A 15,305-nucleotide genomic window follows, 5' to 3' on the forward strand; every position below is an offset into this window, starting at 1 on the left:
GTACCTTTAGATAAAGCATATATCACTTCTTGCTCAAATAGTCCTAATAAATACTCTTCCGTTTTTTCCAGACCTCCATCTACATAAATAGCTCCAGTTAATGCTTCAAAAGCATCAGCTAAAATAGAATCTCTTTCTCTACCACCAGTAGCTTCTTCACCTTTTCCCAATAATAAATACTTACCTAAATCTATCTTTCTTGCAGCAAAAGCTAATGATGACTCACATACTACAGAGGCCCTTCTTTTAGTCAATTCTCCTTCAGGAAATTCAGAAAAACGTTTATACAAATATTCACTGACAACCAAACTTATAACCGTATCTCCTAAAAACTCTAACCTTTCGTTATTTCCACCACTTTTATCTTTGTTTTCATTAGCATAGGAACTATGAGTCAATGACGTGTTTAACAATTTTATATCCTTAAATTTATAGTTAATTACAGATTGAAGTTTCTTTAAAATTTTCTCTCTTTGAGATGATATTTTCACATTATTACCTCCAGATTGATTAAGGGTATTCTCTGGGCTCCCCAGAGCCCTCGTAACCCAGCTAGTCTACAATTTTTTTTATATAGTCAACAGCATCTCCTACTGTATCAATTTCTTCTACTACATCGTCGTCAACTTCTAATTCAAATTCATCCTCTAAAGCCATAATTAGTTCAACTAAATCTAATGAATCAGCATTTAAATCTTCTCTAAAAGAAGTCTCCATAGTAATGTCATCTTCATCAATATGAAATTGTTCAGAAATCATTTTTTTAATCTTTTCATATACCATTTTATAGCACCTCCAAAACATTAAAATTATTTTTTTTCAATAACATTTATATCTTTTTTTATTATATTTATTACATCCATCTCTATAAAATTTTTAACCTGTTTTATAGCATTTTTGATTGCAAAAGCATCTGAACTTCCATGAGCTTTAACCACTGGCTGTTTTAATCCTAATAAAGGTGCCCCACCATATTCCCTATAATCAAGTTTTCCTTTAAAAGATTTTAATTGAGATTTCAGCATTAATGCTCCTACCTTAGCTTGAAATGTTTTTGTAAATTCCTCTTTTAAGGAAGAGAATAAAGCTTTTGCCATTCCTTCAGTTAATTTTAGTATAACATTTCCTACAAAACCATCACAAACTATTACATCTGCAATTCCCTGAGGAACGTCTCTGACTTCTACATTTCCAATAAAGTTTATATTAGAGTTTTCTATTAGCTCATAGGCTTCTCTAACTAGAAGGTTTCCTTTACCTTTTTCAGTCCCAATATTAGCTAAACCTATCTTTGGAGAATTTACACCTAATACTTTTTCGCTATAAACAGATCCCATAATGGCAAATTGCTTCAAATATTCGGGTTTGCAATCTACATTAGCCCCTACATCTAGTAAAAATGATATACCCTTAGTCGTTGGATATATAGTTGCTAAAGCTGCTCTTTCTATGCCTGCTATCCTTTTAACTATAAATAATCCCCCAGCCAATAGAGCCCCTGTACTCCCAGCAGATACAAAACCATCTCCAATTCCTTCTGTCAAAGCCTTTAATCCAACTACTATTGAAGAATCCTTTTTTTTCCTTATAGCAAGGACTGGTTCTTCATCATTTGAAATAACCTGGGTTGAGTTAATTATTTCAATTTTTCCTTTCGGAAATTCGTACTCAGATAGTTCCTTTTCTATTATTTCCTTACTTCCAACAATTATTATATTTAAACCCAGCTCTTTTACAGCTTCAACACATCCTTCAACAATAGCCTTAGGACTATTGTCTCCCCCCATACCATCTACAATAATGTTCATAACTAACCTCCTAATCCAACCATAATTAGAGCTACTGATATTAAATATATTATAGAACTTATAAAATTGCAATATTTAATGAAAAAAAGATAGTGATATCTCCTCACTATCTTTTGCTTTGATCCTTTAGGAAAGTATTAAAAATCAATTATAATTCTACTAAATTTATGACTTTGATAATTATTCTACTTCTATAACTTCCCTGTTTTTGTAATATCCACAGGCTCTACATACCCTATGTGGTAATTTAGGTTCATGACATTGTGGACATTCTGAAATAGTAGCTTTTGTTAATCTATAAGCTGAAGCTCTTCTTCTATCTCTTCTAGCTTTAGAAGTTTTTCGCTTTGGTACTGCCAACTAAAACACCTCCTTATTTCTTTGGAAACAGATCTTTAAGTATTGCTAATCTTGGATCTACATCTTCTATAACACATTGACAATCTTCTTTATTATGGTTAATACCACATACAGGGCATAATCCTTTACACTCTTCATGGCAAAGAGGTTTCATTGGAAGGGATAAAATTATAGCGCTAATTATATATTCAGATAAATCTAATTTTTCATCCATATAATATATAATTTCATCTTCTCCATCTAAGCCAATTTCATCCGTTTTTTCACTTAACTTCCCTGACAAAACCGTCTTTTCTTCCTTCGTAAAAGGTTCTAAGCATCTCCCACAAGCTTCCTCATAATTATAAATTATATTCAAATTTAGTAGTTTATCCTTATCTACTCGATATATTTCTCCCACATATCTTATAGGTTCAATAAATTTAATCCTTCTTCCATTTACATCTAAGGTTTCCTTTTTTAATTGCCCTTTAATGGGAATACTTGTAATAGCTTTGTCACGAAAGTTTGATAGATCAATACTCATTAATTTCACCTCTTAAACTAACACACTTTATTATATAAAGGAGGCCAATATTTGTCAAGAAATTTATATTATTTTTCAACTAACTCCAAAGTCTCTTTAGCTATCATTAACTCTTCATTAGTAGGTATAACAAGTATTGCAGTAGAGGTTACATCTCTATTAACTATTGCTTCCTTTCCTCTTACTTGATTTAGTTCCTTATCAAGTTTTATATTGATACATTCTAAGCCATCACATATATGCTCTCTTATAGTAATTGAGTTTTCTCCTATTCCTGCAGTAAAGACTAAAGCGTCAATATTACACATTAACGCAGCATAAGCTCCTATATATTTTTTAACTCGATTACAGAACAATTGTAAAGCTAATTTTGCCCTTTCATTACCTTCAGCAGCAGCCTCTTCTAAATCCCTAAAATCACTGCTTATCCCCGATATTCCTAGCACTCCAGATTTTTTGTTTAACATTTCGTTAACTTCGTCAAAAGTTAATCCTTCTTTTTCCATAATAAAAGGAATAACAGCTGGGTCCACATCTCCTGACCTAGTTCCCATAGCTAAACCTTCTAGTGGAGTAAAGCCCATACTTGTTTCTATGGATTTACCACCTTGTACAGCACAAACGCTCGCTCCATTTCCCAAGTGGCAAGTTACAATATTTAGTTCCTCAATAGGTTTTCCTAACATTTCAGCAGCTCTATGGGATACATATTTATGTGATGTCCCATGGAACCCATATTTTCTAATACCATATTTCTCATATAATTCATATGGTAATGGGTATATATAATTCGACATAGGTATTGTCTGATGGAAAGCAGTATCAAAAACCCCTACCATAGGTGTATTAGGCATCAATTCTTTACAAGCTTCTATTCCCATTATATTTGGTGGGTTGTGAAGGGGCGCTAATTCAATACAATCATTTAAAGCTTCCATAACTTCATCATCGATTATTACAGAATGAGCAAATTTTTCTCCACCATGTACTACCCTATGACCTACAGCTCCAATTTCATCCATAGATTTTATAGCACCATAGTTTGAGTCAACTAAAGCATTCAAAACTAATTCTAAAGCTTTTCTATGATCTGACATAGGCTCTTCTATTATGACTTCATCTTTTCCTGTAGTTGTATGCTTTACCCTGGAACCTTCTATTCCTATTCTCTCAACTAGTCCTTTTGCAAGTACCTCTTCATTATTCATATCTATTAACTGGTATTTTAACGAAGAACTACCACAATTAATAACTAAAATGTTCATTTACACTCCTCCTATCAAAATGTATTCTCATAAGTTATATTATTATATATTTGTTAAAAAATCAACGATATTATAGTTCTTTAATTTTGTGCTATAATATTTGTAAAACCTTATGGAGGTTGCTAATATGAAAGTAGTAGGTTTAATAACTGAGTATAACCCTTTCCATCTTGGACATAAATATCATTTGAATATGTCAAAAAAATTGACAAATTCAGATTATTCTATAGCAGTAATGAGTGGTTCCTTTGTCCAAAGAGGAGAGCCATCCTTAATAGACAAATGGACTAAAGCCAAAATGGCAATAGATAATGGAGTAGATTTAGTTATAGAACTACCCTTTATCTTTTCAACCCAATCTGCTGAACTATTTGCTTACGGCAGTATAGCTTTGTTGCACAATCTAAGTATTGTAGATTGTGTTGCCTTTGGCAGTGAGTTAGGAAGCCTAGACTACCTAAATGAAATAGCTGAAATTCTAGTTTATGAGCCTCCTCATTATAAAGAAAATTTAAGAAAATATTTAAACGAAGGAAACTCCTTTTCTGTATCCCGTAGCAATGCCTTACAAGACTACTTTGAAAAATTCAATGTTAATAAAAAATACAATATTAGCATTAAAGATTTATTAAAAATGTCTAATAATATATTGGCTATTGAATATTTAAAAGCTTTAAAAATACTAAATAGTAAAATCCAACCTGTAGCTATTAAACGGATTGGTAGTTCTTATAATGAAAACCAATTAAACCATAAAATTGCAAGTGCTACTGGCATACGTAAAAAAATCATCAATGGGAATATTGAAGCTACTAGGAAACATATTACTAACCAGACCTATGACCACCTAATAAATTATATCAATAAATATAAAAAATTCAATATGTTAGATAATTATACCCAAATAATCCATTATTTATTAAGAATTGGTCATATAAATAATTTAATTCAGATTATGGATGTAGAATCGGGACTTGAAAATCGAATAACCAAAAAAAGTACTAAATACAGTGATATTAATGATCTAATTCAAGCAATATCAACTAAAAGGTATCCTAAAACTAGGATTCAAAGAATATTAATCCATTTGATGGCAAACCTGACTAAACCGATATTTAGGGAATTATACCCCCATTATCCTTGCTATATAAGGGTTTTAGGCTCAAATGAAAAAGGTTTTGTCCTGCTGAATAAGATTAAAGAAGAATCAAAACTACCAATAATAATGAAGTTTTCTGATCATGTCAAATATAAAGATTTATATTTACAAAAGATCATAGAGTTTGATAAAAAAGCTACAGATCTATTCTTTCTTGGACTTAATACCCCTAACCCATTCATGGACATGGACTATTATACAACCCCATATATAAAGAAAAAATAGCAGAATATCTCTGCTATTTTTATTTTTTAAAGAAGGTTTGCTATACCTAATATAACAAATCCAATTAATATTGATCCCAATATGGTTTCACTAATTGTATCCTTACCTTCATTGATCTTTTTTAATATATTTACAAAATTAATGAAAAATAATACAGAAAAACCCATTGTTGATATTAAAGCTACCATCGTTTTACCTCCTTATACTGCTGCTTTATTATCATATTAATATTTATAAAAAATATAATTAAAATAAAAGCCTTTATATTGAAACTGCTAAATAAACAAAGGAGGTCAATCAATGAAAAGGTCCTTTACCAATTTTCTCTTTTTATTAATTATACTATGGATTTTAGTTGGTATTATAAGATATCCAAAATTATCTTTAGATAGTGGATATGAAGGGTTGTTAACCTGGTTTAATATTGTTATTCCTTCATTGCTACCTTTTTTCATCGTTTCAGAAATTCTAACAGGCATTGGGTTTGTAGATTTCATTGGCAAACTGTTAGAACCTCTGATGAAACCTTTATTTAATGCTCCTGGAGCATCGGCCTTTCCTCTTGCTATGAGTGTAGTATCTGGATATCCAATGGGAGCAAAAATAGTATCAAATTTAAGAAAAGAAAATATCTTATCAAAAATAGAAGCAGAAAGAACCATATGTTTTGCTAGTACTTCGGGTCCACTTTTCATGCTAGGTGCGGTTTCTATTGGCATGCTAAATGACCCCTCTATAGCTCCATTAATTATATATCCGCATTACCTAGGTTCAATGGCATTAGGGGTTTTGTTTGGATTCTACAAGAAAAAAGATATTATATCCACCGGGAAAAGAAGAAAAAAAGTATATAGAAAAAAATATGTAATACCATCTATCAAAACAAATTTCTCCATAGGAAACGTTTTAGGCACTAGTGTTAAAAACAGCCTAAATACAATAGCCATAATCGGTGGATTTATTATGTTTTATTCCGTACTAATAGAACTCCTCTTTGTTTCTAAACTATTTAATGGATTAATCCAATGGATTGCTAATATTTTTCCATTAAACAATAATATGAATATAGAAGCCATTAAAGGTTTTATAGCTGGACTATTAGAATTAACAACTGGTTGTAGGATAATATCCAATTCCAAAATAGATTTAATCTACAAAATATTAATGATAAACTTTTTAATTGGATGGAGTGGTTTTTCCATCCATAGCCAAGCACTAAGCTTTATTAGCAATACAGACATAGATAATAAGCTATATATTATAGCGAAGTTCCTCCACGGTATCCTTTCTTCTATATTTAGCTTAATATTATATCTAATAAAGTATAAAACTACTATAAAACCTTCCTTTATGCCTGGAATACCAAGACCCGAATTCATATATCCTTTAGGATGGCCATCTGTATTTTTTGCATCCTTTAAGCTTGCCATATTTGTTACTATATATATGCTGATCTGCTCACTAATCCTGTTAATAATTTACTCTTTCTTTTCATGGGACTAACTACTTGTCCCCTCTTAACTCCTGCCTATTCTGGTTTAATAAATCGATTAAGTCTTTCAGATTTTCTTGAGTTTCTAGTAATATATTATCAGCATATTCTAGGGCACCTAATCTAATACTCTTAGCATTATTTTGTGCCTTTGTTACTATTTCCTCAGCTCTTTCTTTTGCTTTTTTCGTAATTTCATCTTCCTCTACTAACTCTTCTAGTTTTAGCTCTGCCTCATTTAACATTGTATCTGCATCTTTTTGAGCTTCAGCTAAAATTCTTTGCCTTTCTTCCTTTATCCATGATGCTTGTTTTAATTCATCTGGCAGCTTTATCCTTATCTCTCTAATTATCTCGTATAGCTCATCAGCATCCACCATTACCTTACTCGAAAAAGGTAGAGAGGAAGCATTCTCTAAAACATCTTCTATTTCATCAATCAATTTAAGTACATCCATTTTTTTACCTCCCATTTATCTTTTCTTTTAATGCCCTTTCCACCACATCAGGAACAAAACAGGATATATTTCCACCAAATATTGCTACCTCTTTAACGATGCTTGAACTTAAATATGCATATCTACCTCTAGATACCATAAACAAGGTTTCTATTTCATCTTCTAGTTTTTTATTTACAAGAGCCATTTGCATTTCATATTCAAAATCCGAAACCGCTCTCAACCCTCTAATCATTGTATTACATTTCTTTTCCTTAGCATAATCTACTAATAAGCCAGAGAATGTATCAACTTCTACATTGTCATACTTTTCTAAGGTTTTCTTTAATAGTTCTACCCTTTCTTCTATCGTAAACAAGTTTTTCTTTGATTTATTATTTAATACTGACACTATTACTTTAGAAAATTTCTGAGCACATCTATCAATTATATCTAAATGTCCATAGGTTACAGGATCAAAACTTCCAGGATAAATTACTACCATATGGCCCATCCTCCTTACTTTACTTTTTAGTATAAAAACTTAAAGACTTATAACCATAGTTTCTAAGATCGATTTTATGCAAACCATATATATTTTCTTCTAAAACTAGATCTTTTTCATGTTCTAAAATAATAATACCCTTATCTTCCAAAAGATCACTTTCCCATATTCTTTTAAGAACTTTTCCTAATAAATCCTTTCCATAAGGAGGATCAATAAAGATATAGTTAAATCTAATGCCTTTCCCCTTAAATAAATTAATAGCTTTAAAAACATCGTTTTTTATAATATCAGCATAATCTTCTAATTCTGTATGCTTTAAATTATCTTTGATACATCGGATACTTTCATAAGATTTATCAACAAAATAAGTTTTACTTGCCCCTCTACTTAAAAACTCAATTCCAATGGATCCTGACCCTGCAAATAAATCTAAAACTATTGAACTTTCATCAATATATCCTAGTATATTAAATAAGGATTCTTTAATTCTATCTTCTGTAGGTCTAGTATCCTTGCCCTTTGGCGCTTTCAATCTGAATCCTTTACTAATGCCTGATATAACTCTCAAAAAACCACCTCTTCATCTATACAAAATATATTTTATCATATTTTATACAAGTATTCCTAGTATTAGTTAAAAATTAAATCTTTTATCCTATCTTTAAATAAATATATAATATTCTGTCTTAAAAGAGAGTGTTTTTCATCTAATAGATAAGCATCCTTATCTAATATTTCTTTTGCCTTTCTCTGTGCTAACTGTAATATTTCCATGTCCGTAAACAAATTTGCAATTTTCAAATCTGGTAATCCATGTTGTCTAGTACCAAAAAATTCACCAGGTCCCCTTAACTCCAAATCTTTCTCAGATATATAAAAGCCATCCGTTGACTTTTGTAAAATTCTCATTCTTTCCCTTGAAATTTTACTATTACTCCCATTTATTAAAATACAATAGGATTGATGTTCTCCTCTACCTACTCTTCCCCTTAACTGATGTAATTGGGCTAAACCAAATCTTTCTGCATTATAAATTACCATAATATTAGCATTAGGTACATTTACTCCTACTTCAATCACTGTAGTAGAAATTAAAATATCCATTTCCTTCCTAGCAAACTTTTCCATAATATAGTCCTTTTCTCCAGGCTTCATCTTCCCATGTAATAGTCCTACATTAAAGTCTTTATAAACATCATCTTTAAGGCTATCATAGAGTTCTTCTGCAGATTTTACATTTAAAGTATCACTTTCTTCAATCAAAGGGCATACAATATAGGCTTGTCTGCCTTCTAATATCTGCTTCTTTACAAAATTATGAACCCTATCTATTATATTAAAGCCTACAGCGTAAGTCTCAATTTCCTTCCTACCAGGAGGCAGTTCATCTATAATAGAAATATCCAAATCTCCATATAATATTAATGCTAAAGTCCTAGGAATTGGAGTAGCAGTCATTACCAAAACATCTGGGTTCTCACCTTTTTGGCTTAAGGAAGCCCGTTGTTTTACCCCAAATCTATGCTGTTCATCTGTTATTGCTAAACCTAATTTATTAAATTCAACCTTATCTTGTATTATAGCATGAGTACCTACTAATACATCAATTTCCCCTTTCTTTAAACTATCCAGAATCTCTTCTTTTTTCTTATTAGAAAGACTCCCTACTAATAATTCAGATTTAATATCAAGTTTTTCATAAAAATTTGATATAGAATCATAATGTTGCTGGGCTAATATTTCCGTTGGAGCCATCATTACCGACTGATAACCAGACTTCCATGCTTTAAACATTGCTAAAATTGCAATAACAGTCTTTCCCGACCCAACATCTCCTTGGACTAACCTATTCATTTGTAAATCTTTTTCCATATCCTTTTCAATTTCTTTAAAAGCTCTCTTTTGTGCATTAGTCAACTCAAAGGGTAAATCCTGAATAAAATCATCTACCTCACTAATATGGGGAAATTGGATACCTTGATTAACTTCCTTGGTTTTATTTTTTATTAAAAAGAGCCCAAGCTGTAAAGTAAGTAATTCTTCAAAAACTAACCTCCTGCGAGCTTCTATATAATGGTTCCTATCTTTGGGAAAATGTATATTTTCAATTGAATCTTTAATAGACATTAAATTTAACTCTTCTCTTAAATAACCAGGTAGTCTTTCTTTTATATTACCTCCATATTCTCTAATAGCATTTCTAATTATTCTAACCATTTCATTATTAGTCAAATTTCCTGTCAAAGGATATATAGGTATTATTTTCCCCACTTTTTCTTTGCCATCCTTTTCAAATACGGGATTCATTATCTGTATTTCTCTATTGAATATGCTAACCTTTCCATGAACAACAATCCTATCGCCTATAGACAGTTTGCTTGCTATATAATCCTGATTAAACCACACCAATTGAGCTTTTCCTGAATGATCCATTACCGGGATTTTTAATATAGTTAAGTTTTTTCTAGGCTTCAATTTGGAAGGATATCCGCTGATTTGAACATTTAAACTAATCCTTTCTCCATTTATACATTGAGATATACTTTTAAATTTAGTCCTATCTTCATATTCTCTTGGAATATAATATAATAGATCTTCTATAGTATGCACATTGATCTTTTTAAGCTGTTTAGCCCTTTTAGGACCCACTCCTTTTACATATTGAATATTCATTATATCCCTCCTTTAAAATAACATTCCTTCATAAAAATTCCCCACCTTTTGGTGGGGAATTTTTATTCTATTGAAAATATATAATAGTAAAGTGGTTGACCACCAAAAACTACTTCTACATCAAAATCTTCAAATTCTTCCTCTACTTTATTAGATAATTTTAAGGCCATATCTTCTTCTATTCCATTACCATAAAAGATTGTAATTAGGGACGAATCTTCATTAACAATTTTCTTTAATAATTCAAAAGATACCTGTTGAACATCATTTCCAATGGATATTATTTCTCCTTTTGAAATACCAATAATATCATCTTTGTTTATTTTTGTATCTTTTATTTCAGTATCCCTAACTGCATAAGTTACCTGTCCGGTTTTTACATAACTAACAGCTTCCTCCATATTGGCTAAATTTTCTTCTATTTCCAATTCAGGATCAAAAGATATTAGTGCAGTTACTCCTTCTGGGATGGTTTTGGTAGGAAAAACATAAACCTTTTTACCGCTTAATTCCTTTGCCTGATCGGCAGCTAATACTATATTCCCATTATTAGGAAAGATAATTATATTTTCTCCATTTACCTGTTCTATAGCATTTAAAATGTCTTCTGTACTCGGATTCATAGTTTGGCCACCAGGTATTATATAATCTACATTTAGCTCTTTAAAAACTGTATCCAGTCCTTCTCCTATAGAGACAGTGATAAGGCCATATTTTTTTATTTCCTTATCTAGTTTACCTGGTTTTTCTAAATCTTTACCTTGTTCATGCTCCATAATGTGACTATGCTGATATCGCATATTATCTATTTTTATATCATTTAACTCTCCTATTGTCAAAGCCTTTTCTAAAACTTCCCCTGGATTATTAGTGTGTATATGAACTTTTATTAATCCGTCTCCCCCCACAACCATTAGGGAATCTCCAAACTTAGTTAATTCTTCCCTAAAGCCTTCATAATTTTTTTCATCTGTGTTTATCATAAATTCAGTACAATAACCAAATTCAATATTTGAAGTTTCTATATGCTGAGGAATAGGTTTAGATTCAACTACTTCTTTTTGAAAAGTCTCAAGAGTAATATCTTCCTTTGTCGTTATGGCATTATATGCTCCAGTTAGTACAATAATCAAACCCTTGCCGCCTGCATCAACTACTCCAGCTTGTTTTAACACAGGTAACATTTCGGGAGTCTTATTAAGTACATGATTCCCCTCTTCAATAACCTTTTTCATAAAAACTAACATATCATTTTCTTCTTTAGCTAATTTCAAAGCATATTCGGCACAGCCTTTAGCCACAGTTAATATAGTTCCCTCTGTAGGTTTCATAACAGCCTTATATGCAGTATCAGATGCTAATTTGAAGGCTTCTGCCAAATCCAAAGTGTCCACTGTATCTTTATCTTTTAATCCATTAGCAAATCCTCTAAATAACTGAGACAGTATAACGCCTGAATTTCCCCTTGCCCCCATTAGAGAACCATTGCTAGCAGCTGAAGCTACTTTTCCAGCACTATACTCTTTTAAATTCAATATTTGATTAACTGCAGACTTCATGGTCAGAGACATATTAGTGCCTGTATCTCCATCCGGTACAGGAAATACATTTAATGCATTTACCTCTTCTTTATTATCTTCTAATAATTTTGCTGCTCCGATAAATGCTTTTTTTAGCATAGTACCGTCTAAAAATCCAATCTTCAATTGTAGTACCTCCTTAAACTACTTTTCGACTCTAATTCCTTGTACATATACATTTATTTTACTTACTTTTAATCCTGTTAAGTTTTCAACATTAAATCTAACTTTCTCAATAATATTCTCTGCAACTACAGATATCCTCATTCCATATTGCAATATTACATGTAAGTCAATTAGTATTTCATCTTTTTCAATGTATATTTTAACCCCTTTTGACAAGTTATCTCTTTTCAAAAGTTCAAAAAAACCATCGGTTGCATTTTTACTTGCCATACCTACTATACCATAGCTCTCCATTGCTGAAAGACCGGCAATTGTTGCAATTACATTATCGTCTATATCGATATGTCCATATTCGTTCTTAGTTCTAGCTGGCACAAAATCGCCTCCTTATTAAATAAATTATCAATATAGTATATGGGTATATTTTACCTTATAAAACTAAATAGTTCAACTAATTACTACTAACTATTCGATAAATCTATAATTATGGTTGCCTTTTTACCATTTATTATGTTAGAATATATTATGTTATTAAATAAAATTATAAAAGATACTAATACATTCTTTTCACAAAGTTAAGGAGGTGTTTCTATGGCAAGAAAATGCGATGTATGTGGAAAAGGAAAAGTTTTTGGAAACAAGGTTACTTTTTCAAATAAAAAGAATAACAGAAGTTGGGCTCCAAATATTAGAAAAGTAAGAGCAGTTGTAGACGGAACTACCAAAAGAATTAATGTTTGTACTAGATGTTTAAGATCTGGATATGTTGAAAGGGCATTGTAAAAAATAAGGCTTCCATCATTAATAATACTGGAAGCCTTATTTTATTTTAAGAATTAAAAACCCCATAATTACTAATAATGTTCCAATTATTAAGAATATTATTTCTATAGGTATTATATTAACGACTATCAATATACCAATTAAAGCCAATGCTAAGCCTATTATTTTTTTTGATTTACGCCTATATCTATAATAAAAACGTTTCATAGTTTCACCTCGATATTGCTTTTACTTTATTGTATTAATTAATATTAAATTTAGTTACAGAAGAAAAAGAACAAACCTTAATTTTTAGACTAAGGTTTGCTCTTTTAGTCTTAATCCTTAGATATGATAGCTAAGCATTGGCCTTCGTGAATATATATATATCCCTTCTCCTTTATAATCCGATTGCTTACACCAAAAGTTGAACCAAAATCTATCCTAGTTCTTTCCAATTCATACTCAAATCCTTTTAATGTAACAATTATTCCAGAGTTAGTGATAGGAACAATAGATAAAAAAGAATCCTCTTCTTTAATCAAAACTAATTTCTTATCAACTAAATATATAGTATTTTTATTATCTATTATTTTACTATTAATATCCTGTTGCTTCAATTTATTAAGCAATAGTAAATTAGCTAAAGTATGGTCCATCCTAGTACCTATAGCTCCTACTAGGATAATATCTTTAAAACCTTCTTGAATCAAATAATCAATAGATAGTTCAGCATCTGTTTTATCCTTTTTAACCGGAAACTTCTTAATGGGAACGTTATACTCCTTTATTTGGTCAAGAGTGTCTTTAGAAATGGAATCTAAATCTCCCATAACCATATGAGGCACTAAAGAAGCTTTTAAACAATGATTAGTTCCTCCATCTGCAGATAATATAAAATCCACTTCATTTCCTAATTTATTTAATCTGTTTAAATCTAATGTATTTCCATTTAAAACTAATAATGCTTTCAATTCAATCATCCACTTTTCTCTATTTTTCTATTCTACTTATAGGTTTCCAAATTAGAGATAGTATAATAGCAGAAACTATAAATTCTGGTACTAGGTAACTAGATTGATATATAAATGAATATATCCAAGGATTTTGAGTTCCTGCATATTCGCTAAAGAAAATTACTCCTGCTAGTAAATGGCATATAAACCTACCAGCTATAGCTAGAAATACTGATAATATAATTTTTAAGTAATTCCCCTCCTTAGTATTTTCCATAGATTCGGAAAAAACACCTGCTAACCCAAGAAAGGCAAAGGCTATAGGATATTCCAATAAAGCTTGTGTAGGGCTGAATACCCATCCTCCCAAAATTAGCTTTAAAACTCCAAATGTTGCACCAGCAGTAATTCCTGGCCCAAGTCCCCATCTCATAGCAAATAACATAATGGGAATCATGCTACCAGCAGTTACAGACCCACCTTGAGGAGCTTCATAAACCTTTATCCTACTTAATAAAAATGACAAAGCAATCATAATTCCTGCTTCTACCAACATTTTAGTACTCCATTTTTTCATTATAAATACCTCCTTAAAAAATTAACCCATTACCAAAAATAGGTAATGGGTAGTTAAGCAAAAACACTTTCCTACGCTAGAATTACCTAGTTCAGGTTTAAAGGGTCGGGATTACTCCCCTCTCAGCCATTTCAGCTCCCCTAGTGACAAATACTCTATTCAGTTGACAAGTACATTATATCATATAAATATTATATTTCAATTACAATTCTTTAAACATTTTAGTCCTTTCTATTACATCTTTAGCTTCAAAAATTCCAGAACCGACTACTATCATGTCTAGTCCATAATCGATTATTTCCTTTGCATTATCTAGTTTAATTCCTCCATCAGCTTCAATTAATATATTTAATTTTCTATCATCAATGATTTGCCTCATCCTTTTTATCTTTCTTTCCATAGATCTAATAAAGCTTTGACCTCCAAATCCTGGATTCACAGTCATTATCAGAACTAAATCTATGTAATCTAGAATATATTCCAAACTATCTAAGGAGGTAGACGGATTTAAAGCTACCCCAGCCTTTAAGCCATAAGACTTAATTTCTTCTATAGTTCTGTGAAGATGTGTAGTTGCCTCTTCATGGATTGTAATAATATCCGCACCAGCTTCAGCAAAATCTTTTATATACCTTTCTGGTCTATCTATCATCAAATGAACATCGAAGGGTACTTTGGTAGTATTTCTTAACTTTTTTATAACAGGTGCCCCAAAAGTAATATTTGGAACAAAAATGCCATCCATTACATCTAAATGGATAAAATCAGCCCCACCTCTTTCTAGTTTAAGTATTTCCTCCTGCAAACTTCCAAAATCTGCTGATAAAATGGAAGGTGAAAGCATTGTCATA

Annotated in this window: 20 protein-coding genes and 1 riboswitch; of the genes, 3 read left to right on the forward strand and 17 right to left on the reverse strand. The window is 31.0% G+C overall.

What is annotated here, in order from left to right; genetic code table 11:
* The 6 genes from rnc to C3E89_RS04855 all read right to left on the reverse strand — a co-directional run.
* Window positions 1-491 (reverse strand): ribonuclease III (rnc, locus tag C3E89_RS04830; protein WP_236911345.1); only part of this gene is annotated, 491 nt, incomplete at its 3' end.
* A gap of 61 nt (window positions 492-552) precedes the next feature.
* Complete coding sequence (gene acpP / locus C3E89_RS04835; RefSeq protein ID WP_236911346.1) at window positions 553-783, reverse strand: acyl carrier protein; 231 nt, start codon at window positions 781-783, stop codon at window positions 553-555.
* 26 nt (window positions 784-809) lie between these two features.
* Window positions 810-1,808 (reverse strand): phosphate acyltransferase PlsX, encoded by a 999-nt coding sequence (gene plsX, locus C3E89_RS04840; RefSeq protein WP_236911347.1) that lies wholly within the window; start codon window positions 1,806-1,808, stop codon window positions 810-812.
* Window positions 1,809-1,988: 180 nt separating this feature from the next.
* Window positions 1,989-2,168 (reverse strand): 50S ribosomal protein L32, encoded by a 180-nt coding sequence (rpmF, locus tag C3E89_RS04845; protein ID WP_236911348.1) that lies wholly within the window; start codon window positions 2,166-2,168, stop codon window positions 1,989-1,991.
* Window positions 2,169-2,181: 13 nt separating this feature from the next.
* Window positions 2,182-2,694 carry a YceD family protein gene (locus C3E89_RS04850; protein WP_236911349.1) on the reverse strand — a complete coding sequence of 171 codons (513 nt, stop codon included), beginning with the start codon at window positions 2,692-2,694 and terminating at the stop codon, window positions 2,182-2,184.
* Between the two features lie 68 nt (window positions 2,695-2,762).
* Window positions 2,763-3,959, reverse strand: a complete 1,197-nt coding sequence (locus tag C3E89_RS04855) for an acetate/propionate family kinase (RefSeq protein WP_236911350.1) — start codon at window positions 3,957-3,959, stop codon at window positions 2,763-2,765.
* Between the two features lie 127 nt (window positions 3,960-4,086).
* Between C3E89_RS04855 and C3E89_RS04860 the strand changes: the two genes are divergently transcribed.
* Window positions 4,087-5,343 carry a nucleotidyltransferase gene (locus C3E89_RS04860; RefSeq protein ID WP_236911351.1) on the forward strand — a complete coding sequence of 419 codons (1,257 nt, stop codon included), beginning with the start codon at window positions 4,087-4,089 and terminating at the stop codon, window positions 5,341-5,343.
* A gap of 26 nt (window positions 5,344-5,369) precedes the next feature.
* Here the strand turns inward: C3E89_RS04860 and C3E89_RS04865 are convergent, their stop codons facing one another.
* The gene (locus tag C3E89_RS04865) at window positions 5,370-5,531 is read right to left on the reverse strand and encodes a hypothetical protein (protein WP_236911352.1); all 162 of its coding nucleotides are present in this window, start codon (window positions 5,529-5,531) and stop codon (window positions 5,370-5,372) included.
* Between the two features lie 112 nt (window positions 5,532-5,643).
* Between C3E89_RS04865 and ylbJ the strand changes: the two genes are divergently transcribed.
* The gene (gene ylbJ / locus C3E89_RS04870; RefSeq protein WP_236911353.1) at window positions 5,644-6,846 is read left to right on the forward strand and encodes a sporulation integral membrane protein YlbJ; all 1,203 of its coding nucleotides are present in this window, start codon (window positions 5,644-5,646) and stop codon (window positions 6,844-6,846) included.
* Here ylbJ and C3E89_RS04875 read toward each other — a convergent pair whose 3' ends face one another.
* The 6 genes from C3E89_RS04875 to C3E89_RS04900 form a co-directional block, all read right to left on the reverse strand.
* Entirely contained in the window at window positions 6,847-7,293 is a 447-nt protein-coding gene (locus C3E89_RS04875) for an ATPase (RefSeq protein ID WP_236911354.1), read from the reverse strand.
* A 4-nt stretch (window positions 7,294-7,297) separates the two neighbouring features.
* Window positions 7,298-7,777, reverse strand: a complete 480-nt coding sequence (gene coaD / locus C3E89_RS04880; protein WP_236911355.1) for a pantetheine-phosphate adenylyltransferase — start codon at window positions 7,775-7,777, stop codon at window positions 7,298-7,300.
* Window positions 7,778-7,796: 19 nt separating this feature from the next.
* Entirely contained in the window at window positions 7,797-8,348 is a 552-nt protein-coding gene (rsmD, locus tag C3E89_RS04885; RefSeq protein WP_236911356.1) for a 16S rRNA (guanine(966)-N(2))-methyltransferase RsmD, read from the reverse strand.
* A gap of 62 nt (window positions 8,349-8,410) precedes the next feature.
* Complete coding sequence (gene recG / locus C3E89_RS04890) at window positions 8,411-10,453, reverse strand: ATP-dependent DNA helicase RecG (protein ID WP_236911357.1); 2,043 nt, start codon at window positions 10,451-10,453, stop codon at window positions 8,411-8,413.
* Between the two features lie 62 nt (window positions 10,454-10,515).
* Window positions 10,516-12,132, reverse strand: coding sequence for a DAK2 domain-containing protein (locus tag C3E89_RS04895; protein WP_236913440.1), 1,617 nt, complete (start codon window positions 12,130-12,132; stop codon window positions 10,516-10,518).
* Window positions 12,133-12,177: 45 nt separating this feature from the next.
* Window positions 12,178-12,534 (reverse strand): Asp23/Gls24 family envelope stress response protein, encoded by a 357-nt coding sequence (locus C3E89_RS04900; protein ID WP_236911358.1) that lies wholly within the window; start codon window positions 12,532-12,534, stop codon window positions 12,178-12,180.
* A 216-nt stretch (window positions 12,535-12,750) separates the two neighbouring features.
* Here C3E89_RS04900 and rpmB point away from each other — a divergent pair, with 216 nt between their 5' ends.
* The gene (gene rpmB / locus C3E89_RS04905; RefSeq protein ID WP_236911359.1) at window positions 12,751-12,942 is read left to right on the forward strand and encodes a 50S ribosomal protein L28; all 192 of its coding nucleotides are present in this window, start codon (window positions 12,751-12,753) and stop codon (window positions 12,940-12,942) included.
* A 36-nt stretch (window positions 12,943-12,978) separates the two neighbouring features.
* On the opposite strand, the gene C3E89_RS04910 is transcribed toward rpmB, so the two are convergent.
* From C3E89_RS04910 to rpe, 4 genes are all read right to left on the reverse strand, one after another.
* Window positions 12,979-13,149, reverse strand: a complete 171-nt coding sequence (locus tag C3E89_RS04910) for a hypothetical protein (protein ID WP_236911360.1) — start codon at window positions 13,147-13,149, stop codon at window positions 12,979-12,981.
* 110 nt (window positions 13,150-13,259) lie between these two features.
* Window positions 13,260-13,904 (reverse strand): thiamine diphosphokinase, encoded by a 645-nt coding sequence (locus C3E89_RS04915; protein ID WP_236911361.1) that lies wholly within the window; start codon window positions 13,902-13,904, stop codon window positions 13,260-13,262.
* A 10-nt stretch (window positions 13,905-13,914) separates the two neighbouring features.
* Window positions 13,915-14,454: an energy-coupled thiamine transporter ThiT gene (gene thiT / locus C3E89_RS04920; protein WP_236911362.1), complete on the reverse strand. Its 540-nt coding sequence runs from the start codon at window positions 14,452-14,454 to the stop codon at window positions 13,915-13,917.
* 51 nt (window positions 14,455-14,505) lie between these two features.
* Window positions 14,506-14,606: riboswitch (TPP riboswitch) on the reverse strand.
* Between the two features lie 50 nt (window positions 14,607-14,656).
* A complete protein-coding gene (gene rpe / locus C3E89_RS04925) occupies window positions 14,657-15,304 on the reverse strand; it encodes a ribulose-phosphate 3-epimerase (RefSeq protein ID WP_236911363.1) in 648 nt (215 codons plus the stop codon).
* Window position 15,305 lies beyond the last annotated feature (1 nt).

It is taken from the genome of Clostridium sp. Cult1 (assembly GCF_021655095.1).
Taxonomy (GTDB): Bacteria; Bacillota; Clostridia; order Tissierellales; family Tepidimicrobiaceae; genus Schnuerera.

Coding starts and splice junctions, on each gene's coding strand:
- plsX (WP_236911347.1), bottom strand. CDS start 1,808: ATGAACATTATTGTAGATGGTATGGGGGGAGACAATAGTCCTAAGGCT.
- coaD (WP_236911355.1), bottom strand. CDS start 7,777: ATGGTAGTAATTTATCCTGGAAGTTTTGATCCTGTAACCTATGGACAT.
- acpP (WP_236911346.1), bottom strand. CDS start 783: ATGGTATATGAAAAGATTAAAAAAATGATTTCTGAACAATTTCATATT.
- rpe (WP_236911363.1), bottom strand. CDS start 15,304: ATGACAATGCTTTCACCTTCCATTTTATCAGCAGATTTTGGAAGTTTG.
- recG (WP_236911357.1), bottom strand. CDS start 10,453: ATGAATATTCAATATGTAAAAGGAGTGGGTCCTAAAAGGGCTAAACAG.
- rpmB (WP_236911359.1), top strand. CDS start 12,751: ATGGCAAGAAAATGCGATGTATGTGGAAAAGGAAAAGTTTTTGGAAAC.
- C3E89_RS04915 (WP_236911361.1), bottom strand. CDS start 13,904: ATGATTGAATTGAAAGCATTATTAGTTTTAAATGGAAATACATTAGAT.
- C3E89_RS04895 (WP_236913440.1), bottom strand. CDS start 12,132: ATGCTAAAAAAAGCATTTATCGGAGCAGCAAAATTATTAGAAGATAAT.
- C3E89_RS04855 (WP_236911350.1), bottom strand. CDS start 3,959: ATGAACATTTTAGTTATTAATTGTGGTAGTTCTTCGTTAAAATACCAG.
- C3E89_RS04850 (WP_236911349.1), bottom strand. CDS start 2,694: ATGAGTATTGATCTATCAAACTTTCGTGACAAAGCTATTACAAGTATT.
- C3E89_RS04865 (WP_236911352.1), bottom strand. CDS start 5,531: ATGGTAGCTTTAATATCAACAATGGGTTTTTCTGTATTATTTTTCATT.
- C3E89_RS04875 (WP_236911354.1), bottom strand. CDS start 7,293: ATGGATGTACTTAAATTGATTGATGAAATAGAAGATGTTTTAGAGAAT.
- thiT (WP_236911362.1), bottom strand. CDS start 14,454: ATGAAAAAATGGAGTACTAAAATGTTGGTAGAAGCAGGAATTATGATT.
- C3E89_RS04860 (WP_236911351.1), top strand. CDS start 4,087: ATGAAAGTAGTAGGTTTAATAACTGAGTATAACCCTTTCCATCTTGGA.
- C3E89_RS04910 (WP_236911360.1), bottom strand. CDS start 13,149: ATGAAACGTTTTTATTATAGATATAGGCGTAAATCAAAAAAAATAATA.
- ylbJ (WP_236911353.1), top strand. CDS start 5,644: ATGAAAAGGTCCTTTACCAATTTTCTCTTTTTATTAATTATACTATGG.